Source organism: Pseudomonas sp. LLC-1, assembly GCF_002992185.1.
GTDB lineage: Bacteria > Pseudomonadota > Gammaproteobacteria > Pseudomonadales > Pseudomonadaceae > Aquipseudomonas > Aquipseudomonas monteilii.
The window spans coordinates 300,988-321,402 of the sequence record NZ_LUVY01000014.1 but is presented as its reverse complement, the minus strand read 5'-3'; the positions used below and the strand labels follow the sequence as shown (position 1 = coordinate 321,402).

18 protein-coding genes are annotated in these 20,415 nt (G+C 62.3%); 8 read left to right on the top strand and 10 right to left on the bottom strand.

Features of this window, described 5'->3' with window-relative positions:
* Positions 1-117 precede the first annotated feature (117 nt).
* The 3 genes from trmA to A0O30_RS14895 all read right to left on the bottom strand — a co-directional run bounded on the left by trmA (position 118) and on the right by A0O30_RS14895 (position 3,997).
* Positions 118-1,203, bottom strand: coding sequence for a tRNA (uridine(54)-C5)-methyltransferase TrmA (gene trmA, locus A0O30_RS14905; protein ID WP_105947017.1), 1,086 nt, complete (start codon positions 1,201-1,203; stop codon positions 118-120).
* Positions 1,200-2,495: an NCS2 family permease gene (locus A0O30_RS14900; protein WP_019098809.1), complete on the bottom strand. Its 1,296-nt coding sequence runs from the start codon at positions 2,493-2,495 to the stop codon at positions 1,200-1,202. The genes trmA and A0O30_RS14900 overlap by 4 nt, the downstream gene beginning before the upstream one ends.
* Before the next feature lie 281 nt (positions 2,496-2,776).
* Positions 2,777-3,997, bottom strand: coding sequence for an MFS transporter (locus A0O30_RS14895; RefSeq protein ID WP_105947016.1), 1,221 nt, complete (start codon positions 3,995-3,997; stop codon positions 2,777-2,779).
* Between the two features lie 346 nt (positions 3,998-4,343).
* Here A0O30_RS14895 and A0O30_RS14890 point away from each other — a divergent pair, with 346 nt between their 5' ends.
* The 3 genes from A0O30_RS14890 to A0O30_RS14880 are packed head-to-tail and all read left to right on the top strand — an operon-like array spanning position 4,344 to position 6,956.
* The gene (locus A0O30_RS14890; protein ID WP_025754001.1) at positions 4,344-5,780 is read left to right on the top strand and encodes a cytochrome ubiquinol oxidase subunit I; all 1,437 of its coding nucleotides are present in this window, start codon (positions 4,344-4,346) and stop codon (positions 5,778-5,780) included.
* A gap of 3 nt (positions 5,781-5,783) precedes the next feature.
* Positions 5,784-6,791 carry a cytochrome d ubiquinol oxidase subunit II gene (gene cydB, locus A0O30_RS14885; RefSeq protein WP_016713450.1) on the top strand — a complete coding sequence of 336 codons (1,008 nt, stop codon included), beginning with the start codon at positions 5,784-5,786 and terminating at the stop codon, positions 6,789-6,791.
* Between the two features lie 9 nt (positions 6,792-6,800).
* A complete protein-coding gene (locus tag A0O30_RS14880) occupies positions 6,801-6,956 on the top strand; it encodes a DUF2474 domain-containing protein (protein ID WP_016713451.1) in 156 nt (51 codons plus the stop codon).
* A gap of 121 nt (positions 6,957-7,077) precedes the next feature.
* Here A0O30_RS14880 and A0O30_RS14875 read toward each other — a convergent pair whose 3' ends face one another.
* Positions 7,078-8,202, bottom strand: a complete 1,125-nt coding sequence (locus tag A0O30_RS14875; RefSeq protein ID WP_105947015.1) for a methyltransferase — start codon at positions 8,200-8,202, stop codon at positions 7,078-7,080.
* Between the two features lie 96 nt (positions 8,203-8,298).
* Positions 8,299-9,006 carry an autoinducer binding domain-containing protein gene (locus A0O30_RS14870; RefSeq protein WP_105947014.1) on the bottom strand — a complete coding sequence of 236 codons (708 nt, stop codon included), beginning with the start codon at positions 9,004-9,006 and terminating at the stop codon, positions 8,299-8,301.
* Between the two features lie 213 nt (positions 9,007-9,219).
* On the opposite strand from A0O30_RS14870, the gene A0O30_RS14865 reads away from it, so the two are divergent.
* On the top strand, positions 9,220-9,996 hold the full coding sequence (locus A0O30_RS14865) for a ferredoxin--NADP reductase (protein ID WP_028699862.1): 777 nt from the start codon (positions 9,220-9,222) through the stop codon (positions 9,994-9,996).
* A 128-nt stretch (positions 9,997-10,124) separates the two neighbouring features.
* Here A0O30_RS14865 and mscL read toward each other — a convergent pair whose 3' ends face one another.
* Positions 10,125-10,544: a large-conductance mechanosensitive channel protein MscL gene (gene mscL, locus A0O30_RS14860; protein ID WP_060499987.1), complete on the bottom strand. Its 420-nt coding sequence runs from the start codon at positions 10,542-10,544 to the stop codon at positions 10,125-10,127.
* 176 nt (positions 10,545-10,720) lie between these two features.
* On the opposite strand from mscL, the gene radA reads away from it, so the two are divergent.
* The gene (gene radA / locus A0O30_RS14855; protein WP_012274175.1) at positions 10,721-12,091 is read left to right on the top strand and encodes a DNA repair protein RadA; all 1,371 of its coding nucleotides are present in this window, start codon (positions 10,721-10,723) and stop codon (positions 12,089-12,091) included.
* 176 nt (positions 12,092-12,267) lie between these two features.
* Here radA and A0O30_RS14845 read toward each other — a convergent pair whose 3' ends face one another.
* The 3 genes from A0O30_RS14845 to A0O30_RS14835 all read right to left on the bottom strand — a co-directional run bounded on the left by A0O30_RS14845 (position 12,268) and on the right by A0O30_RS14835 (position 15,109).
* The gene (locus tag A0O30_RS14845; protein WP_060499985.1) at positions 12,268-13,785 is read right to left on the bottom strand and encodes a nucleobase:cation symporter-2 family protein; all 1,518 of its coding nucleotides are present in this window, start codon (positions 13,783-13,785) and stop codon (positions 12,268-12,270) included.
* Positions 13,786-14,048: 263 nt separating this feature from the next.
* Entirely contained in the window at positions 14,049-14,417 is a 369-nt protein-coding gene (locus A0O30_RS14840) for a PilZ domain-containing protein (protein ID WP_105947013.1), read from the bottom strand.
* A 71-nt stretch (positions 14,418-14,488) separates the two neighbouring features.
* Positions 14,489-15,109: a lytic polysaccharide monooxygenase auxiliary activity family 9 protein gene (locus A0O30_RS14835; RefSeq protein WP_105947012.1), complete on the bottom strand. Its 621-nt coding sequence runs from the start codon at positions 15,107-15,109 to the stop codon at positions 14,489-14,491.
* 318 nt (positions 15,110-15,427) lie between these two features.
* Here A0O30_RS14835 and A0O30_RS14830 point away from each other — a divergent pair, with 318 nt between their 5' ends.
* The 3 genes from A0O30_RS14830 (at position 15,428) to yjiA (ending at position 18,833) form a co-directional block, all read left to right on the top strand.
* Positions 15,428-17,494, top strand: a complete 2,067-nt coding sequence (locus A0O30_RS14830; protein WP_016713458.1) for a carbon starvation CstA family protein — start codon at positions 15,428-15,430, stop codon at positions 17,492-17,494.
* A gap of 17 nt (positions 17,495-17,511) precedes the next feature.
* A complete protein-coding gene (locus A0O30_RS14825; RefSeq protein WP_016713459.1) occupies positions 17,512-17,709 on the top strand; it encodes a YbdD/YjiX family protein in 198 nt (65 codons plus the stop codon).
* 146 nt (positions 17,710-17,855) lie between these two features.
* A complete protein-coding gene (gene yjiA, locus A0O30_RS14820) occupies positions 17,856-18,833 on the top strand; it encodes a GTPase (RefSeq protein WP_105947011.1) in 978 nt (325 codons plus the stop codon).
* Here the strand turns inward: yjiA and A0O30_RS14815 are convergent.
* On the bottom strand, positions 18,793-20,280 hold the full coding sequence (locus A0O30_RS14815) for a methylenetetrahydrofolate reductase C-terminal domain-containing protein (protein ID WP_105947010.1): 1,488 nt from the start codon (positions 20,278-20,280) through the stop codon (positions 18,793-18,795). The genes yjiA and A0O30_RS14815 overlap by 41 nt on opposite strands.
* Between the last annotated feature and the right edge of the window lie 135 nt (positions 20,281-20,415).

Sequence of the window (20,415 nt, the reverse complement as noted above, 5' to 3'; positions counted from 1 at the left end):
CCCCATTGCTGGTAAGACAGTTCTCACAGTTACTGCACAGGCCTTGAGGGCAGCGCGGTCGGTGTGGGAGCTGGCTTGCCTGCGATGGGCTGCAAAGCAGCCCCGGCGATCTGAAGGTTACCGCCGAACCAGCAGCACCCCACTCTCCATATGGTGGGTGTAGGGGAACTGGTCAAACAACGCACACCGCTCGATGCGGTGGGTGTCCTGCAACTGGGCAATGTTCGCCGCCAGCGTTTCCGGGTTGCACGAGATGTACAGAATCCGCTCGAAACGCCGGGTCAGCTCGCAGGTGTCCGGGTCCATCCCCGCGCGCGGCGGGTCGACGAACACGGTGCCGAAGTCATAGCTTTTCAGGTCGATGCCTTCCAGGCGCCGGAACGGCCGCACCTCATTCAGCGCCTGGGTCAGCTCTTCCGCCGACAACCGCACCAAACGCACGTTATCCACAGCGTTCTCGTCGAGGTTGCTCAGCGCGGCATTGACCGAAGTCTTGCTGATTTCGGTCGCCAGCACCTGGCGCACGCGGGTAGCCAGCGGCAGGGTGAAGTTGCCGTTGCCGCAGTACAGCTCCAGCAAATCGTCCTCACGCTCGCCGATGGCGTCGAACGCCCAGCTCAGCATCTTCTGGTTCACCGCGCCGTTAGGCTGGGTGAACGCGCCTTCCGGTTGGCGATAGCTGAACACACGGCCAGCCACGTCGAGCTTTTCCACCGCGTAGTCGCGGCCGATCACCAGGCGTTTGCCTTTGGAGCGGCCAATCACGCTAACACCCAGCGCTTCAGCCAGTTGCCGCGCTTCCACTTCCCACGCCTCGTCCAGCGGGCGGTGGTAGCACATGGTGATCATCGCATCGCCGGCCAGGGTGGTCAGGAACTCCGCCTGGAACAGGCGGTTGCCCAGTTCCTCACTGGCCTGCCAGGCCGCCTTCAGGCGCGGCATCAGCGCATTGATGCGCTGGCTGGCAATGGGGAAATCCTCGATCAGGATTGCCTTGTGCTTCTCGCCCGGGGCAAACATGGCGTAGTGGCGCTGGCCGTCCTCGCGCCACAGGCGGAACTCGGCGCGCAAGCGGTAGTGCTCGCGCGGCGAGTCGAAAACAGCCGGCTCCGGCGCGCCGAAGGGCGCCAGCAGCTCGCGCAGCCGGGCCACCTTGGCTTCCAGCTGGGTGGTGTAGGAGGAGGGGTCGAAAGCAGCACTCATGCGTTGAACCAGCCCAGCTTGATGACGAACAGGATGGAGAGGATCACCAGGGCCGGGTTCAGGTCGCGGTGGCGGCCAGAGATCAGCTTGACGGCGGTCCAGGAAATGAAGCCGAAGGCGATACCGTTGGCGATCGAGTAGGTCAGCGGCATGGCCAGGGCGGTCACCACCACCGGTGCGGCTTCGGTGACGTCGTCCCAGTTTATTTCTGCCAGGCCCGAAGCCATCAGCACCGCGACGAACAGCAACGCCGGGGCGGTGGCGAAGGCCGGCACGCTACCGGCCAGCGGGGCGAAGAACAGCGCCAGCAGGAACAGCACGGCAACCACGATGGCGGTCAGGCCGGTGCGGCCACCGGCGCTCACGCCGGCAGCGGACTCGATGTAGCTGGTGGTGGTCGAGGTGCCCAGCAGCGAACCGGCCATGGCGGCGGTGCTGTCGGCGATCAGGGCGCGGCCCATTTTCGGCATGTGGCCGTCCTTGCCCATCAAACCGGCGCGCTTGGCCACGCCGATCAGGGTGCCGGAGTTGTCGAACAGGTCGACGAACAGGAAGGCGAAGATCACGCTGACCAGGCCTACGTCCAGCGCACCGGCAATGTCCAGTTGCAGGAAGGTTGGCGCCAGCGACGGCGGCATGGAGACGATACCGCCGAACGGCGTCACGCCCATCACGATCGAGGCGATGGTCACCGCCAGGATGCCGATCAGCACGGCGCCGCGCACTTTCAGCGACTCCAGGCCCACGATCAGGAAGAAGCCTAGGGTGGCGAGGATCGGAGCCGGCTGCTTGAGGTCGCCCAGGCCCACCAGGGTAGCCGGGTTATCGACGACGATGCCCGCGTTATGCAGGGCGATCAGTGCCAGGAACAGGCCGATACCCGCGGCAATCGCCGAGCGCAGCGGCAGCGGGATGCTGTTCACGATCCATTCGCGGATGCGGAAGATCGACAACAGGAAGAACATCACCGCCGACAGGAACACCGCACCCAGCGCCACTTGCCAGGTGTGGCCCATGTGCAGCACCACGGTGTAGGTGAAGAATGCGTTCAGGCCCATGCCCGGCGCCAGGGCGATCGGGTAGTTGGCGATCAGGCCCATGGTCACCGAGCCGATGGCTGCGGCCAGGCAGGTGGCGACGAAGATCGCGCCTTTGTCCATGCCGGTCTCGCCGAGGATGCTCGGGTTGACGAACAGGATGTAGGCCATGGCCAGGAAGGTGGTGACGCCCGCGAGAATCTCGGTGCGCACATTGGTGTTGTGTGCTTTTAGTTGAAACAGCCTTTCCAGCATGCCCGCTCCCCAAGGCGCCCCCGGCGCCATGAATGTATCGACCCCATCAGCAAAGCACAGACCGTACCGGTTGCCGTGGTTTTGTGTGGGGAGGAAAAAAGCCGCGCATCATACCAGCATGCTTGGCGGGGGCCTATGGCCGTTGGGAATGGGATTTTCTATCGCCTGTACCGGCCCTATCGCCGGCAAGCCAGCTCCCACAGGTACTGCACAGCATTCGGAAACTGTGGTGTACCTGTGGGAGCTGGCTTGCCGGCGATAGGGCCAGTACAGGTCACCGCTCAACCGTTATGCAACCGATCCCGCTTGGCCAGTGTCGGGAACAGTTTTATCCACACCCCGGTCACCACCAACGTGCCCACTCCGCCCATCACTACCGCTGGCACTGTGCCAAACCAGTGCGCCGTCACCCCCGATTCGAACTCGCCGAGCTGATTCGAGGCACCAATGAACAACCCGTTCACCGCGCTCACCCGCCCGCGCATTTCATCCGGCGTCTCCAACTGCACGAAAGCCCCGCGAATCACCATGCTGATCATGTCCGCCGCGCCCAGCACCACCAGCACCGCCAGCGAGAACCAGAACGAGGTCGACAGGCCGAAGGCGATGGTCGCCACGCCGAACACGCCGACTGCCGTGAACATGGTGCGCCCCACGTTGCGCTCGAACGGGAAGCGCGCCAGCCATACCGACATCAGCAATGCGCCCACTGCCGGCGCCGAACGCAAAAGGCCAAGGCCCAGCGGGCCGGTCAGCAGGATGTCCTTGGCGAACACCGGCAGCAGCGCGGTGGCGCCACCCAGCAGAACGGCAAACAGGTCCAGCGAGATAGCGCCGAGGATGTCAGGCCGGCTGCGGATGAAGCGAATGCCGGCCAGCAGCGATTCGATGCTGGCCCGCCCGCGCTGCACGACCTGGCCGCGTGCCTGCAGGCTCAGGGTGAGCACGCAGGCGATGGCGTACAGGGCCACGGTGGGGCCGTACACCCAGATGCTGCCAAAGGCATACAGGAAGCCGCCCACCGCTGGCGCCACGATAGTCGCCGACTGGGTGGCTGACGCCGACGCCGCCACCGCCCTCGGGAACAGCCCAGGCGGCACCACGTTGGGCAACAGCGCCTGAGTCGCCGGCATTTCGAACGAGCGTGTGGCGCCCAGCAGGAAGGCCAGGGCGAAAATCAGTTCGCGGGTGACGTTGTCAGTCGCGCTGCCCACCGCCAGCGCCAGGGCGATCAGCCCCTGCAGGCTCTGGCACAGGGCGGCGACTTTGCGCCGGTCATAACGGTCGGCCACATGCCCGGTGTGCAGCATGAACAGCACCCGTGGTGCAAATTCCACCAGGCCGACCAGGCCCAGGTCCAGCACGTTGCCGGTCAATTGATAGAGGTGCCAGCCAATGGCCACGGTGAGCATCTGGAAGCCACTGGCGGTAAACACGCGGGCCAGCCAGAACGCCAGGAAAGGGCGGTGGTGACGTAACAACTGCGGTGCGGAATCAGACATCGGAAACCAGGGGCCTCGGCGCAGTAGAGGGGTTGCGCAGCGTATCATCTGTTTGTAACAAACGGTTACTGTTTACCCGAATCGGCACTTTTTCACACGTAATGAAAGAGGGTGGGGCAACCGGTCACGCGGCAATCAACCACACGGCTTGCCGGGCCATTCGGGACTATGCTTCCTAGCATTCGTTGATCTGGATCAATCGTTCCAGATTCAACGAATAGGCCCTTTGGGCCGGAATCCCTGCGATCGAACAGAACAATTCCAACACGCCGTACTCGACCCAGTGGGGGCAGTGGGCGACTGGGGCCACAAGCCCGGACGCCGGATTATCTGAAGAGGAAGCACCATGTTCGGAATAGAGGCCCTAGAGCTCGCCCGAATGCAGTTTGCCTTTACCGTGTCGTTCCACATCCTGTTCCCGGCCATCACCATTGGCCTGGCGAGCTACCTGGCAGTCCTCGAAGGCCTCTGGCTGCGGACCCACAACCAGGTCTACCGTGACCTCTATCACTTCTGGTCGAAAATTTTCGCCGTCAACTTCGGCATGGGCGTGGTCTCGGGCCTCGTCATGGCCTACCAGTTCGGTACCAACTGGAGCCGCTTCTCCGAGTTCGCCGGCGCCGTGACCGGGCCATTGCTGACCTACGAGGTGCTGACCGCCTTCTTCCTCGAAGCGGGCTTCCTCGGCGTCATGCTGTTCGGCTGGAACCGTGTAGGCCGAGGCTTGCACTTTTTCTCCACCTGCATGGTGGCACTGGGCACGCTGGTATCCACCTTCTGGATTCTCGCCTCCAACAGCTGGATGCAAACCCCGCAAGGCCACGAGATCATCGATGGCCGGGTGGTACCGGTGGACTGGTTTGCGGTGGTGTTCAACCCCTCCTTCCCCTACCGCCTGATGCATATGGCCACCGCTGCGTTCGTCTCCACGGCGTTCTTCGTCGGCGCCTCGGCGGCCTGGCACCTGCTGCGCGGGCGTGACAACCCGGCGGTGCGCAAGATGCTGTCGATGGCCATGTGGATGGCGCTGATCGTTGCCCCGATCCAGGCGGTGATCGGCGACTTCCATGGCCTGAACACGCTCAAGCACCAGCCGGTGAAAATCGCTGCCATCGAAGGCCACTGGGAGAACGTGCCCGGCGAGCCGACCCCGTTGATCCTGTTCGGCATCCCCGACATGAAGGCCGAAACCACGCACTTCAAACTGGAAATCCCGGCGCTCGGTAGCCTGATCCTCACCCACAGCCTGGACAAGCAGGTGCCGGCGATGAAGGAATTCCCGCCTGAGGACCGGCCCAACTCGACCATCGTCTTCTGGTCGTTCCGCATCATGGTCGGGCTTGGCTTCCTGATGATCTTCGTCGGCCTGTGGAGCCTGTGGCTGCGCAAGCGCGGCACGCTCTACACCTCGCGCCCGTTCCTGTACCTGGCGCTATGGATGGGGCCTTCCGGGCTGATCGCCTTGCTGGCCGGCTGGTTCACCACCGAAATTGGCCGCCAGCCCTGGGTGGTGTATGGCCTGATGCGCACGGCGGATGGCGTGTCCAACCACAGTTATGCACAGCTTGGCTTCACCCTGGTGGCGTTCGTGGTGGTGTACTTCGCCCTGTTCGGTACCGGCCTTGGCTACATGATGCGCCTGGTGCGCAAAGGGCCGCAGACCGGCGAAGGTGACGAACACACACCGGGCGGCCCTGGCCAGAAACGTACGCCGGCGCGGCCGCTGTCTGCCGCCGATGATGGCCATGAGGCCAAGACTGCCAGCCTGAGCAAGGAGGACTGAGCCATGGGTATCGACCTTCCGCTGATCTGGGCGGTGATCATCATCTTCGGCGTCATGATGTACGTGGTGATGGACGGCTTCGACCTGGGTATCGGCATGCTCTTCCCCTTCGTCAAGGGCGAGCAGGACCGCGATGTAATGATGAACACCGTCGCCCCGGTGTGGGACGGCAACGAAACCTGGCTGATCCTGGGTGGTGCGGGGCTGTTCGGGGCGTTCCCGATGGCCTATGCCGTGGTGCTCGAAGCCCTGTACCTGCCGTTGATCCTGATGCTGATCGGGCTGATCTTCCGCGGCGTGGCCTTCGAGTTCCGCTTCAAGGCCAAAGCCGACAAGCGGCACATCTGGGACAAGGCGTTCATCTGGGGGTCGCTGGTTGCCACCTTCTTCCAGGGCGTGGCCCTGGGTGCCTTCCTTGAAGGCTTCAAGGTGGTCGACCGCCATTTTGCCGGTGGCACCCTCGATTGGCTTACCCCGTTCAGCCTGTTCTGTGGCTTGGGGCTGATCGTGGCCTACACGCTGCTGGGCTGCACCTGGCTGATCATGAAGACCGAAGGGCCACTGCAACAGAAGATGCACGACATGGCCCGGCCGCTGGCGCTGGTGCTGCTGGTGGTGATCGGTATCGTCAGCCTGTGGACCCCCATCGCTTATCCACAGATCGCCGACCGCTGGTTCAGCATGCCTAACCTGATCTGGTTCATGCCGGTACCGCTGCTGGTGCTGGTGACCTTCTACGGGTTGCTCAAGGCGGTGGCGCGCAACGCGCACTACACGCCGTTCCTGCTCACCCTGGTGCTGATCTTCCTTGGCTACAGCGGCCTGGGCATCAGCCTGTGGCCGAACATCATCCCGCCGTCGATCTCGATCTGGGATGCTGCGGCGCCACCGCAAAGCCAGGGCTTCATGCTGGTGGGCACGTTATTCATCCTGCCGTTCATCCTCATGTACACCTTCTGGAGCTACTACGTGTTCCGCGGCAAGGTGACCCATGAAGACGGCTATCACTAGGAGGACCGCATGATGACCGGCAAACATGGCTTGGAAGAGAAGAAACCGCTGTGGCAGCGGCTGGGTTGGCTGCTGCTGATCTGGGCGATGAGCGTGGCGGCGTTGGGTGTGGCGGCGTGGGTGATGCGCTTGTTCATGGGGGCTGCGGGCCTTACCACCCATTGAACCGATGGGGGCGCTTTGCGCCCCTTTCGCGACACAAGGCCGCTCCCACACGGATCGGCATACGCAGGACCTTGTGGGAGCGGCCTTGTGTCGCGATGGGCTGCAAAGCAGCCCCAAAAGCCTATTTGCGGGCTTTCAGGATGACGAACTTGGGCGTCGCTGCCACCTGTTCCACCCCCCGGAACAACCGCGCCAGCTTGCTGTGATACCCCAGGTGCCGGTTACCCACGATGTAGAGCGCCCCACCCACCACCAGCGCCTCACGCGCCTGCTGGAACATGCGCCAGGCCAGGAAATCCCCCACCACCTGCTGCTGGTGGAACGGCGGGTTGCACAGCACCACGTCCAGCGACTGCTTCTCCACCCCGGCCAACCCATCGGCTGCGACGAAGGTTGCCGGGCGTTCGCCCAGTGCAGCCTGCCAGTTCTCCCGTGCCGATTGCACCGCCATGTACGACTCGTCGACCAGCGTGTACTCGGCATCGGGGTTCGCCAGTGCACTGGCAATCGCCAGCACGCCATTACCGCAGCCCAGGTCTGCCACCCTCGCGTTGCCCAGGTCACGTGGCAGATGCGGCAGGAATGCCCGGGTGCCGATATCCAGCCCTTCACGGCAGAACACGTTGGCGTGGTTCACCAGCTCCAGCGCAGGCGCTTCAAGGCGATAGCGGCTAGGGTAGGGCGAGCGGGCGGCCGGTAGTTCGGCCACCGTTGCCGTCAGCAGGCGCGCCTTTTTCTGCGCGAGCGAGGCCTGCACCGGGCCGATGTACTTTTCCATCAGGTCACCGGCTGCGCGCGGCAAGTGCTTGATCATCGCCCCGGCAATCACCTGCGCCCCTGGCGCCAAGTGGCCTTGCAGGCGAATCAATTGCTCTTCGAGCAGTGCCAGGGTTTTTGGCACGCGCACCAGCACCCGGTCGAACGGGCCTTGCCAGTGTTCGCTGGCAGGCACGAACGGCACGCTGTCGAACGGCAAGCCATTGCGCGCCAGGTTTTTTTCCAGGGCCAGATGCGCCAGGTGCGAATCGCCACTGCTGACTACCTGCAACCGGCCCGCCAGGCTGGCGGCCAGGGCACCGAAGCTGTCGTTGAGCACCAGCACGCGGCAGTTGGCGTCGGGTGCCTGTTCGTGCAGCTGCGCAAGCAGGTACTCGTCGGCGGCGTCGAAAGCCTGCAGCGGGTCGTTGGCCTGCTCCGGCTGGCGGATCAGGTCGAGTTCGGCGTAGGGGGTGGTCAACAGGGGCATGGCGTCTGGCTCGGGTATGAAACTGCCCGTTGCGGTTCGCCCCGGGCTTTGCCGGGCGATTCTACAGGGCTTTGCCCAAGGTCGCAGGTTTGTAGGTCAGATCCAGCCACGCAGGGCGGCGATGGCGATGGCACCGGCTTTGTTGGCTGCGTTGGTCTTGGTGATCACGCTGCGGATATGAAAGTTCACCGTGCTTTGCGACAGCGACAGAATGCAGGCCACGTCGGCAGCGGTCTTGCCGGCGGCTGACCATTTCAGCACTTCCAGTTCCCGATCGCTCATTTTGGGTTGGGGTGGGCACAGTGCGTTCAGGTGGTGCTCGCCCAGTACGGCGTGAAGGGTGTGGCACAGCCACTGCACGCTGCCGGCTTTGTCGTAGAGTTCGGTAATGTCGATGTTGCCGGCGGGTCTGGCTACGCTGATCTGGCTCTCGTTGTGCTGTAAGTCGTGCAGCGACTGTGTCCAGCCATGACGCAGGCCATATTGGCAAGCCTCTTCGCGAAACCGAGGGGCTTCGCGATACAGCTCGTCTGTCCACAGCACTGGCATCGTCGAGCTGTGGCTCACGTTTGCGGCGGGGTCCCGTTTGTAGAACTCGTCACGCTGATAGCGCTCGATCCATTCGTTCGGGTAATTGCTGTAGAGGTAAACCCTGGGTGTCTGCGTGGCGATCTGAATGCGAATATTCAGCCCGAGGTATTCCATGCCCAAGTCCTGAGCCAAGTGCACTGCGATGTCGAACAACTTCCTTGGGCATCGCTCGCTGACGAACACATGCAGGTGTTCGGGTCTCCAATGAAGCATTTGAAGCACTCCTTGGGTGTCAGGATCCAATCCGTTTGAGTACCCGGATGATTGTAGGAAAAGTCCTACCACCTTGTTGGGATTTTTTTGTTATAGCGATCAGGATTATCTGAGGGTTCGGCACGATCGCCCTAGATGAGGCCTTACAAAGCGGTGGTTTTTATCCGGGCCACTTTAAGCGACACTGTGCACTCGCCAACCCTGGAGCCCGATATGACCGCAAGCGCCGAAAAATTCACCCGCCAGACCCTGCTCGATGTTCAGCCGTTGACGCCGAACCTCTTCAGCCTGCGGGTTACGCGCGATGCGGGGTTCCGCTTCCGTTCCGGCCAGTTTGCCCGCCTGGGCGTGACCAAGGCCGATGGCAGTGTGGTGTGGCGCGCCTATTCCATGGTCAGCGCACCGCATGACGAGCACCTCGACTTCTTCTCCATCGTGGTGCCGGGCGGCGAGTTCACCAGCGAGCTGAGCCGGTTGGGCGCAGGCGACACCCTGCTGATCGACCGCCAGGCGTTTGGTTTCCTCACCCTCGACCGCTTTGTCGGGGGGCGTGACTTGTGGCTGTTGGCCACGGGCACGGGTATTGCGCCATTCATGTCGATTCTGCAGGACTTCGAGGCCTGGGAGCGTTTCGACAGCATCAAGTTGGTGTACTCGGTGCGCGAAGCGAAAGAGCTGGCTTATGTGGATGAAATCGCCGGGCTGGAGCAGCGCGACTACCTGGCCGAGTTTGCTGGCAAGTTGCAGTTCATCCCGGTGGTGACCCGTGAGCAGCATCCGGGTGCATTGAATCAGCGGATTACCACGCTGATCGAGAATGGCGAACTGGAGAAGGCCGCAGGGCTGGAGCTGTCACCGGAGCATTCGCGGGTGATGCTGTGCGGCAATCCGGAGATGATCGACGAGACGCGCAAGGTGCTGAAGGCGCGTGACCTGCAACTGAGCCTGAGCAAGCGGCCAGGGCAGGTGGCGGTCGAAAATTATTGGTAATTGGGGCCGCTTTGCGGCCCATCGCCGGCAAGCCAGCTCCCACAAGTACTGTGCAGGGCTTGAGCATTGCGCGGTCCCTGTGGGAGCTGGCTTGCCGGCGATGGGCTGCAAAGCAGCCCCCGGCTATCTCAAGGCAAGCGGTTCTGGTTCTGCGTCTTGAGCAAATCGCGAATCTCGGTCAGCAGCGTTTCCTCGGCAGTCGGCACAGGCGGCGCAGTCGGTGCCACGGCTTCTTCACGCTTGAGCCGGTTGATTGCCTTCACCCCCATGAAGATGGCAAAGGCCACGATCAGGAAGTCGATCACGGTCTGGATGAACTTGCCATACGCCAGCACCACCGCTGGTACATCACCTTCGGCAGCCTTCAGGGTAATGGCCAGGTCGCTGAAGTCCACGCCCCCGATCAACAGGCCCAGTGGCGGCATGACCACGTCTCCGACGAAGGACGAGACGATCTTGCCGAAGGCCGCGCCGATGATGATACCCACCGCCATGTCGACGACATTGCCTTTGACCGCGAAGGCCTTGAACTCACTGATCATGCCCATGTTTGGTTCCTTGTAACAAAAGGTAAGGTTAACGCAGTGTAAGCCACTAAAACGCTTCATGCGTGGTGTTCAGGCCTACTGACTGCAGTTGGAACGAATAGTTTTGTCGCATCCCGAAGCGTTCGAGACACGTTCGGCTCGGCTATCATGGCGGTTTTTTCCAGGAGACCCCACCCATGGCCAAGGCCAAGCGCTTGTATGGCTGCACCGAGTGCGGCGCGACCTTCCCCAAATGGGCAGGCCAGTGTGGCGAATGCGGGGCCTGGAACACCCTGGTCGAAACCATGATCGAGAGCGGCGGCGCGGCGGCGCCCAGCAGCGGCCGCGCCGGCTGGACCGGGCAGCAGGCACAGATCAAGACCCTGGCCGAAGTCAGCGTCGAGGAGATCCCGCGTTTCACCACCAGCAGCACTGAACTGGACCGCGTGCTGGGCGGTGGCCTGGTGGATGGTTCGGTAGTGCTGATTGGTGGCGACCCCGGCATCGGCAAGTCGACCATCCTGCTGCAGACGTTGTGCAACATCGCCGTGGGCATGCCGGCGCTGTATGTGACGGGTGAGGAATCGCAGCAGCAGGTGGCCATGCGTTCGCGGCGTCTGGGCTTGCCCCAGGACCAGCTCAAGGTGATGACCGAAACCTGCATCGAGACCATCATTGCCACAGCCCGCGTCGAGAAGCCACGGGTGATGGTGATCGACTCGATCCAGACCATCTTCACCGAGCAGCTGCAATCAGCGCCCGGTGGCGTGGCCCAGGTGCGTGAGAGCACGGCGCTGCTGGTGCGTTACGCGAAACAAAGCGGCACGGCCATCTTCCTGGTCGGCCATGTGACCAAGGAAGGCTCGCTGGCCGGCCCGCGGGTACTGGAGCACATGGTCGACACCGTGTTGTATTTCGAGGGTGAGTCCGATGGCCGCCTGCGCTTGCTGCGGGCGGTGAAGAACCGCTTTGGCGCGGTCAACGAACTGGGTGTGTTCGGCATGACCGACCGAGGCCTTAAAGAAGTCTCCAACCCTTCGGCGATCTTCCTCAACCGTACCCAGGAAGAAGTGCCGGGCAGTGTGGTGATGGCGACCTGGGAGGGCACCCGGCCGATGCTGGTCGAGGTACAGGCACTGGTCGACGACAGCCACCTGGCCAACCCTCGGCGGGTGACCCTGGGCCTGGACCAGAACCGTCTGGCCATGTTGTTGGCGGTGTTGCACCGCCACGGCGGGATTCCGACCCACGATCAGGACGTGTTCCTCAACGTGGTGGGCGGGGTGAAGGTGTTGGAAACAGCCTCGGACCTGGCGTTGCTGGCGGCGGTGATGTCCAGCTTGCGTAACCGGCCACTCGCCCATGGGCTGCTGGTGTTTGGCGAGATTGGTTTGTCGGGCGAGGTGCGGCCTGTGCCCAGTGGCCAGGAGCGGTTGAAGGAGGCGGCCAAGCACGGTTTCAAGCGTGCCATCGTGCCCAAGGGCAATGCGCCGAAAGAACCGCCGGCAGGGTTGCAGGTGATTGCCGTGACTCGGCTGGAGCAGGCTTTGGATGCACTGTTCGAGTAATTAGTAGCCTGTACCGACCTCTTCGCGGGCACGCCCGCTCCCACAGGTACTGCACAGGTATCAGAAAATGTGGAGTCCTTGTGGGAGCGGGCGTGCCCGCGAAGAGGCCGGTACAGGCAAACGAAAAAGGGGCCGACGATGCGCGTCGGCCCCCCACCTCACCGCCCAGTTAGCGGTTAATGCTCAGCAACCGCCGCCCGCCGGACTGTTTCATTGCCATGCTCGTCCACCTCCAGCATCGGCACCTCATTGCCTTCAGCGTCGAACAGCTTGCCATCCTTGAAGTAGTCACCATCACGCAATGCAGAAATGTCCGAGTACTGGATGGTGCGCTCGTAGGCTGCAGCGAACACCGACTGGTTTTCCGAGTTGCCGGTGGTGAAGTGGTTGAAGATCAGGTTCAGCAGGATGGCCATGATCGCCGCCGAGCTGATGCCCGAGTGGAAGATGGTCTCGAACCAGTTCGGGAAGTGGTGGTAGAAGGTCGGCGCGGCAATCGGGATCATGCCGAAGCCCAGCGAGGCCGCGACGATGATCAGGTTGACGTTGTTCTTGTAGCTGACCTTCGACAGGGTGCGGATACCACTGGCTGCCACGGTGCCGAACAGCACGATGCCCGCGCCGCCCAATACCGGGGTAGGTACGGCGGCAATCACCCGGCCCATGATCGGCAGCAGGCCGAGCACCACCAGGATCACGCCACCGGTAGCCACCACATAGCGGCTCTTGACCCCGGTCACGGCCACCAGGCCAACGTTCTGGGCGAACGCGCTCTGGGTGAACGAGCCGAAGATCGGCGCCAGGATGCTCGATGCCATGTCGGCGCGCAGGCCATTGCCCAGCCGCTTGGAGTCGACCTTGGTATCGATGATCTCGCCTACGGCGAGGATGTCGGCCGAGGTTTCCACCAGGGTCACCATGATCACGATGCACATCGACAGGATCGCGGCGATGTGGAATTCCGGCATGCCGAAATGGAACGGCGTCGGGAAGGCAAACATCGGGCCTTCGGTGACCTTGCTGAAGTCGGTCATGCCCAGCGCCCAGGCGATCAGCGTGCCGACTACCATGGCCAGCAGGATCGACAGGCGCGAGATGGTCGCGCTGCCCAGCTTGCTCAGCAGCAGCACGATGGCGAAGGTGAGCCCGGCCAGGCCGATGTTGGCCACGCTGCCGAATTCTGGCGAGGCGCTGTTGCCGCCCATTACCCAGCGTGCGGCCACCGGCATCAGGGTCAGGCCGATGGTGGTGATGACGATACCGGTCACCAGTGGCGGGAAGAACTTGGTGATGCGCGAGAACACCGGCGTGATCAGAAAGCCGATCAGCGATGCCGCCATGACCGCGCCAAGCACGCCCGGCAAGCCACCGCCGCCCTCGCTGCTGAGGATCGCGCCCATGGTCGCCACACCGGCGAACGACACGCCCTGCACCAGCGGCAACTGGCAACCGAAGAACGGCAGCCCCAAGGTCTGTAGCAGGGTGGCCAGGCCACCGGCAAACAGCGAGGCCGCGATCAGCATGCCGATTTCGGCACCGTTCAGGCCAGCGGCCTGCCCCAGGATCAGGGGTACCGCGACGATCCCCCCGTACATGGTCAACACATGCTGCAGACCATAGGCCAGGTTGGCACCAAGCCCGAGGTTTTCATCCTCGGGGCGCTTGGTGGGAGACGTGCTAGGGGACGTAGTCATGGAGCAGGCTCTCTGTTTATTGTTGTGTCGCTACTGTAGACATTTCCTACAAATGATTGCCACAAGAATTGTATACAATATTTTGATCGGAGCGCGTACACGGGCGACCGCCGGGTGTGCAAAAACCCAATGCAGAAGGCGTACCAACTCATCGAAAGCGGTGCTAGAGGGGTGTGTACAAAGTGCTGCTACCCAGGCTTAAAGCTGTCTGGGTAGACAGGAAACGTCAGGCGGGAGAGCTATTAGCTAGCTAAGAGATTTCATTATTCGATGAGTTCGCGCAGCTCACGCATCATTTCGGTGCTGTCAGCCACGTTCAATTCCACAAGACGGTGCAAATGGGTCATCGAATCGACGTCGATGTAGAGGCAGATGAAGCCCAGGCGATCGGGTTCTTCGTGGCGCAGCTCGACCTGCATCTGCACCTCGGTCACTTCATCGTTGAGCAGGATGTACGCTTCGAAGTCCTGGGTCAGGTCGGCATCCCACGGTTGTGGGCATTCGACCAGCAGCCCTTTGAGGGACAGGTCGAGCAATTTCACCTCCCAGCAGCGTTCGCCCTGGCACAGCCGGGTGGGGGCGTCGAACTGGATACGCTGGAAGCGGCGGCGTTCGTCAGATGAAGTGGTCATGGCAAGCCCCTCGTCAATTGAAATGACTATAGACCAGCCATGGCCGCCTCTGTTGGCTCACCGGAGATAGGTCACTTGACGACGAAGTTCAGGTCAACAACCTGATAGAAGGCCTTATCGGTTTCGGCAATTTCCCATACGCCAAGCAGCACATGATAACCCTGGCGTTCAGGCAACCTCAGGTTGTGGGTAGTGGGTTGGGTTGGCCACATTTGTTCGTCCGTGAAACTCCAGTAAGGTTGCAGTTCATTGAGGGATGTGGCGAACGGTTCAGATTCGAACTGGGCCCGTGATAGCGGTTCGCTGGGGTTCCATCCGACCTTGGTGATGAAGTAGTTGAAGCGGCGGTACTTGTGGCGGGCACTGAAGTGCCAGATGAACTCCAAAGAGGATCCGCTGGTCACGTCATGCTTGTCCCAGATGACATCTGTTCTGTCCAGATAAGATGCCCCCGGTCTTTCACCACTGGCAATCTTGCCATCGACGGGGGGCGGGATACTGTGCACATCCTCTTTGGCATAGGGATCGGCCAACTCCCCCTTCACCTGAGGGAAGAACTTGCCACTTTCGATCCCATACTGAAGATTCCCTTCGATCAAGCCTCTTTCCTCGGCGAAAAAGGCCCGGGATTTTGGCGTCGCAATCCCGCCATGTGCAGGTGTAATGGGGCGATCTGTGCGTTTTGACGTCATGATGAAAATTCCTTTTCGTTAACTATTCAGAAGAGTGGCACCCGGTGTGCATGTGGCCTTGTTTCAGACCCTGGTGTCATGGGGGAACAAGCGTTCTGCGCCTTTATTTGAAAGCGAGTGGCCTGATTCGGACAACTGGCAAAAATGTCAGGTCGGCAACGCAGGCATCACTGGGAGAGGTTCTGGCGTACGTGGACAGCCGTGCTCTAGGGCGCATGGTTGCGGGTGGCAATAAGCTGAATTCGATATGGTAAAGGAGCTAAGCAAGCCCTAGACTCAAGGAGCTGTCTATTCCAACCACTTAGCTGGAAGCATGCCATGAACAACAATAACAGCCTGCTACGTCACATCCCGTGGCTAGCGCTGGCAGTCATAGGGGCCTGCGCGCTGGGTGTGGTAGCCCTGCGGCGCGGTGAGGCGATCAACGCCTTGTGGATCGTGGTCGCGGCAGTGGCCATCTACCTGGTTGCCTACCGTTACTACAGCCTGTTCATCGCCACCAAGGTGATGCAACTCGACCCGCGGCGCGCCACGCCTGCGGTGCTCAACAACGACGGCCTGGACTACGTCCCGACCAACAAACACATTCTTTTCGGCCACCACTTCGCCGCTATCGCTGGCGCAGGCCCCCTGGTCGGCCCGGTGCTTGCCGCGCAAATGGGCTACCTGCCCGGCACGCTGTGGCTGATTGCCGGTGTGGTGCTGGCCGGTGCGGTGCAGGACTTCATGGTCCTGTTCCTGTCTACCCGCCGCAACGGCCGCTCGCTGGGCGACATGGTGCGCGAGGAGATGGGCCGAATTCCGGGCACCATCGCCTTGTTTGGCTGCTTCCTGATCATGATCATCATCCTGGCGGTGCTGGCGCTGATCGTGGTCAAGGCCCTGGCCGAAAGCCCGTGGGGCATGTTCACGGTGATGGCGACCATCCCGATCGCGATGTTCATGGGCATCTACATGCGCTACATCCGCCCGGGCCGCATCGGCGAAATCTCGGTCGTAGGCGTGGTTTTGCTGCTGGCTTCGATCTGGCTGGGCGGTGTAATCGCTGCAGACCCGGTGTGGGGCCCGGCGTTCACCTTCACTGGTGTGCAGATCACCTGGATGCTGGTGGGCTACGGCTTCGTTGCTGCCGTGCTGCCGGTATGGCTGGTGCTGGCGCCGCGTGACTACCTGTCTACCTTCCTCAAGATCGGCACTATCGTTGGCCTGGCCATCGGTATCCTGATCATTGCGCCTGAGCTGAAAATGCCGGCGCTGACCCAGTTCACCGACGGCACTGGCCCGGTGTGGAAGGGCACCCTGTTCCCGTTCCTGTTCATCACCATTGCCTGTGGTGCGGTGTCCGGCTTCCACGCGCTGATCTCTTCGGGGACCACGCCCAAACTGCTGGACAACGAAACCAACGCCCGCTACATCGGTTATGGCGGCATGCTGATGGAGTCGTTTGTCGCCATCATGGCCATGGTCGCCGCTTCGGTGATCGAGCCGGGTGTGTACTTCGCCATGAACAGCCCGGCCGCCGTGGTCGGTGCAGACGTGGCGTCGGTGGCGCAGACGGTCAGCAGCTGGGGCTTCCTGATTACCCCTGAGCAGCTTGAAGCCGTCGCCCGAGACATCGGCGAGCACACCATCCTGGCCCGTGCCGGCGGTGCGCCAACCTTGGCGGTCGGTATCGCGCAGATCCTGCACCAGGTGTTGCCGGGTGAGAACACCATGGCCTTCTGGTACCACTTCGCGATCCTGTTCGAGGCGCTGTTCATCCTCACCGCGGTGGACGCCGGTACCCGTGCCGGGCGCTTCATGCTGCAGGACCTGCTGGGCAGCTTCGTGCCGGCCCTCAAACGCACCGAATCGTGGGGGGCCAACTTGCTCGCTACCGCGGGTTGCGTGGCACTTTGGGGCTACCTGCTGTACCAGGGCGTGATCGACCCGCTGGGCGGCATCAACACCCTGTGGCCGCTGTTCGGCATCTCCAACCAGATGCTGGCCGGTATCGCCCTGATGCTCGGTACCGTGGTGCTGATCAAGATGAAGCGTCAGCGTTACATCTGGGTCACCCTGGTGCCGGCCGTCTGGCTGCTGATCTGCACCACGGCTGCAGGCCTGATCAAGCTGTTTGACCCGAACCCGGCGGTTGGCTTCCTGGCCCTGGCCAAGAAATACAGCACCGCGCTGGACGCCGGCCAGGTACTGGCCCCGGCCAAGGACATCGGGCAGATGCAGCATGTGATCTTCAACGCCTACACCAACGCGGGCCTGACGATTCTGTTCCTGCTGGTGGTGTTCAGCATCCTGTTCTTCGCCATCAAGGTTGGCTATGCCGCCCTGGGCCGCAAGGAACGTACCGACAAGGAAACCCCGTTCCAGGCACTGCCTGACGCGTAATCGAGAGGACTGCAGTCATGTTCAACGACCTGGGTCGACTGGGTAAATACCTGGGGCAGGCAGCCCGCCTGATGGTCGGCATGCCCGACTACGACAACTATGTCGAGCACATGCAGAAGACGCACCCGGACAAGCCGGTGATGACGTACGAGGAATTCTTCCGCGAACGTCAGGAAGCACGTTACGGTGGCAAGTCCGGGCCCAAGTGCTGTTGAGCCTCAAGCGTTAACCTGTCCTGGCCTCATCGCCGGCAAGCCAGCTCCCACAGGGACTCCACAGGCCTCAAGGCTTGTGCAGTACGGGTGGGAGCTGGCTTGCCGGCGATGAGGCCACTGTTTTTTCCGCACAGGAGATGTTCTGCGTGCAGACGCCTATTCCCGTAACCGTGCTCACTGGCTTCCTCGGTGCCGGCAAGACCACCTTGCTCAAGCACATGCTCAAGGCCGAGCACGGCCTGAAACTCGCCGTGATCGAAAACGAGTTCAGCGAGGCTGGCATTGACAGCCAACTGCTGGGCGACGAACCGGTGCAGGTGATGACCCTGGCCAACGGCTGTGTATGCTGCAGCATCCACGGCGACCTCACCCGCGCGCTGTACCTGCTGCTTGAACGCCTGGACGCTGGCGAAATCGCCTTCGACCGCCTGGTAATCGAATGCACAGGCCTGGCCGATCCGGCGCCGGTGGCGCAAACCTTTTTCATCGACGAGGAACTGCGTGAGCGCTACATCCTCGACGGCATCATCACCCTGGTAGACGCGGCTCATGCCGAACTGCACCTGACCCAAACCATTGCCCAGGCCCAGGTCGGCTTTGCCGATCGCCTGCTGTTGAGCAAGACCGACCTGGTCGACGCGGCTGCGGTAGAAGCCCTGCGCGAGCGGCTGGCGCGAATCAATGGCCGGGCGGCTATCCGCGTCGTCGAACATGGCCGCATCGACTTGGCTGAGCTGCTTGATGTACGTGGCTTCAACCTCAACCCCGACTTGGGTGCGAACCTGAAGCCGACGCTACGCCCTGTACTCAAACCGGCTACCCCGGACCGCATTTCCACGCTGGTGTTGCGTACGGAAACTGCGCTGGACATCGACCGCCTCAGCGACTTCATGAACGAACTGCTGGAAACCCACGGCAAGCAGCTGCTGCGCTACAAAGGCGTGCTGAACATTGCCGGAGAGGACCGCAAGCTGGTGTTCCAGGGGGTGCTCAAGCTTTACGGCTTCGACTGGGACGCCGAGTGGGCTGAAGGTGAAACCCGCGAAAGCGTGATGGTGTTCATCGCCGATGAACTGCCAGAGGCTACGATTCGGGCTGGCTTCGAGGCGTTGGCTGCGGGCTGAGCCGGCGCGGCGTTTGCGGTGCGAACCACTGCGGCCATGAGCTGCGGTGGCGGGTTTCGACCTCGATGCAGGGGATCAGGCGCTCGGTGAGCACCGCCGTTTGCCGCACGGCCTTGGCCGTACGGTACTTGATGCTGTGTATGCATTCACGGTCGCCGAACTCGCAGCGGTTCAGTGCGGTACCGCCGCAGGGGCCGTTGGCCAGGCCCTTGGGGCAGGTTTCCGGGCAGATGTACAACGTGTCTTCCAGGCGGCAGCGGCCACAGGTGTCGCAGCCCACCAATGGCCGTTTCACTGCGCGCTCCACCTTGTGCAGCACCTGTGCGCCAACCGGCGTGGACCACAGCGGCTGGCGCACCGCCCAGCCAAATGCCTTGCTCAGGCTATTGCGACGGCTGAACAGCAATGAATGCATGCCGTGCATCAGGTGATAGCGCGCTTTTTCTGTGAGCGAAGCATCGACCCGTGATTCGCCTTGACGCCAACCCGCCTGCGGTGGATGGAAGGTGACTGCCGGCAGGCCGGGCATCTGCCAGCTGGCGCGCCACGCAGGCGCCCATTGATCCAGGGTGTGGATCCGGGCTTGCCAGTGTTCGATGCGGGCCTCAAGGGCCAGCAGTTGTTTGAGTTCGTGAACCCCTGACAGATGCACGCCGGCGTAACCCATCAGCTTCACGCCGATGATCTGCAAGGCCAGGCGGTCAACGCTGCGTGCCTGGGCAAAGGCCTTGGACTGCACGGTCTCCGCTTCGAGCATGTCGCGCATGGACGGTGTGACGGTAACGCCAGCCACGTGGTCGAGCATCGCAGCGCGCCCGTGGGTAAGGCTCATCAGGCACGCCAGCATGGGCTTGGGCGTGGCCTGGCGGCGCATCCAGTGCATGGCTTCCTGGTGTTTATCCCCATCGAATCCCAGTTGCAGGGTGAGGAAGTCGGCACCTGCCGCCAGCTTTTTCTCGGCCTTGAAATACTGGGCGCCGCCTTCTTCCTCGTGGTACTTGAACGGGTTCAGTGCAGCGCCCAGCAGCCAGTGAGGGCAAGCCTGGCGAGCGATCTGCAGGGCGGCGACCGACTCCAGATAACGCACCGGGCGCTGGCCAGGCTCGTGGCCGGGCAGGCGGTCGCCGGTCAGCAGCAACAGCTGGTCGAGGCCGGCGGCGTCCATGCGTTGCAACTGGGCGAGCAGGTGGTGGCGCTCGCGGTCCTTGCCGGAAAAGTGCGGCAGGGCAGGCACCGGGTTGCTGAACGAGGCGAGGGCGTCCAGCGGCGACATGTCCAGCGGGTTGCCGACACGGTCGCCGATGGCAATGGTCATTGGCCAGCCACACAGGTGTGCACGGGCCATGATCGCTTCCATGGCGGCGAAGCGTTCTGCGGAAGGCTTGGGGACGAATTCCATCACGCAGACGAAATTCTGTTCGCGCAGCGCGGTTTTCAGCAGGCTCATGTGGCCGGGTACCTGGTGTGGTCAGGGTGGCATTGTGCGGCACAAGGCGGACAGGGTCATGTCCGGATGCGCAGGATGGTGCTCTGATTGAGACATGATCATGATCATGAAGAAATCTTGAGTTCATCTCAAATT

Bases quoted from the DNA above. Each gene is read 5' to 3' on its own strand.
- A0O30_RS14865 (WP_028699862.1), top strand. From the start codon at position 9,220: ATGACCGCAAGCGCCGAAAAATTCACCCGCCAGACCCTGCTCGATGTT.
- A0O30_RS14890 (WP_025754001.1), top strand. From the start codon at position 4,344: ATGTTCGGAATAGAGGCCCTAGAGCTCGCCCGAATGCAGTTTGCCTTT.
- A0O30_RS14895 (WP_105947016.1), bottom strand. From the start codon at position 3,997: ATGTCTGATTCCGCACCGCAGTTGTTACGTCACCACCGCCCTTTCCTG.
- A0O30_RS14870 (WP_105947014.1), bottom strand. From the start codon at position 9,006: ATGCTTCATTGGAGACCCGAACACCTGCATGTGTTCGTCAGCGAGCGA.
- A0O30_RS14875 (WP_105947015.1), bottom strand. From the start codon at position 8,202: ATGCCCCTGTTGACCACCCCCTACGCCGAACTCGACCTGATCCGCCAG.
- mscL (WP_060499987.1), bottom strand. From the start codon at position 10,544: ATGGGCATGATCAGTGAGTTCAAGGCCTTCGCGGTCAAAGGCAATGTC.
- A0O30_RS14835 (WP_105947012.1), bottom strand. From the start codon at position 15,109: ATGACGTCAAAACGCACAGATCGCCCCATTACACCTGCACATGGCGGG.
- A0O30_RS14815 (WP_105947010.1), bottom strand. From the start codon at position 20,280: ATGAGCCTGCTGAAAACCGCGCTGCGCGAACAGAATTTCGTCTGCGTG.
- A0O30_RS14840 (WP_105947013.1), bottom strand. From the start codon at position 14,417: ATGACCACTTCATCTGACGAACGCCGCCGCTTCCAGCGTATCCAGTTC.
- trmA (WP_105947017.1), bottom strand. From the start codon at position 1,203: ATGAGTGCTGCTTTCGACCCCTCCTCCTACACCACCCAGCTGGAAGCC.
- A0O30_RS14825 (WP_016713459.1), top strand. From the start codon at position 17,512: ATGTTCAACGACCTGGGTCGACTGGGTAAATACCTGGGGCAGGCAGCC.
- A0O30_RS14845 (WP_060499985.1), bottom strand. From the start codon at position 13,785: ATGACTACGTCCCCTAGCACGTCTCCCACCAAGCGCCCCGAGGATGAA.
- A0O30_RS14830 (WP_016713458.1), top strand. From the start codon at position 15,428: ATGAACAACAATAACAGCCTGCTACGTCACATCCCGTGGCTAGCGCTG.
- A0O30_RS14900 (WP_019098809.1), bottom strand. From the start codon at position 2,495: ATGCTGGAAAGGCTGTTTCAACTAAAAGCACACAACACCAATGTGCGC.
- cydB (WP_016713450.1), top strand. From the start codon at position 5,784: ATGGGTATCGACCTTCCGCTGATCTGGGCGGTGATCATCATCTTCGGC.
- A0O30_RS14880 (WP_016713451.1), top strand. From the start codon at position 6,801: ATGATGACCGGCAAACATGGCTTGGAAGAGAAGAAACCGCTGTGGCAG.
- radA (WP_012274175.1), top strand. From the start codon at position 10,721: ATGGCCAAGGCCAAGCGCTTGTATGGCTGCACCGAGTGCGGCGCGACC.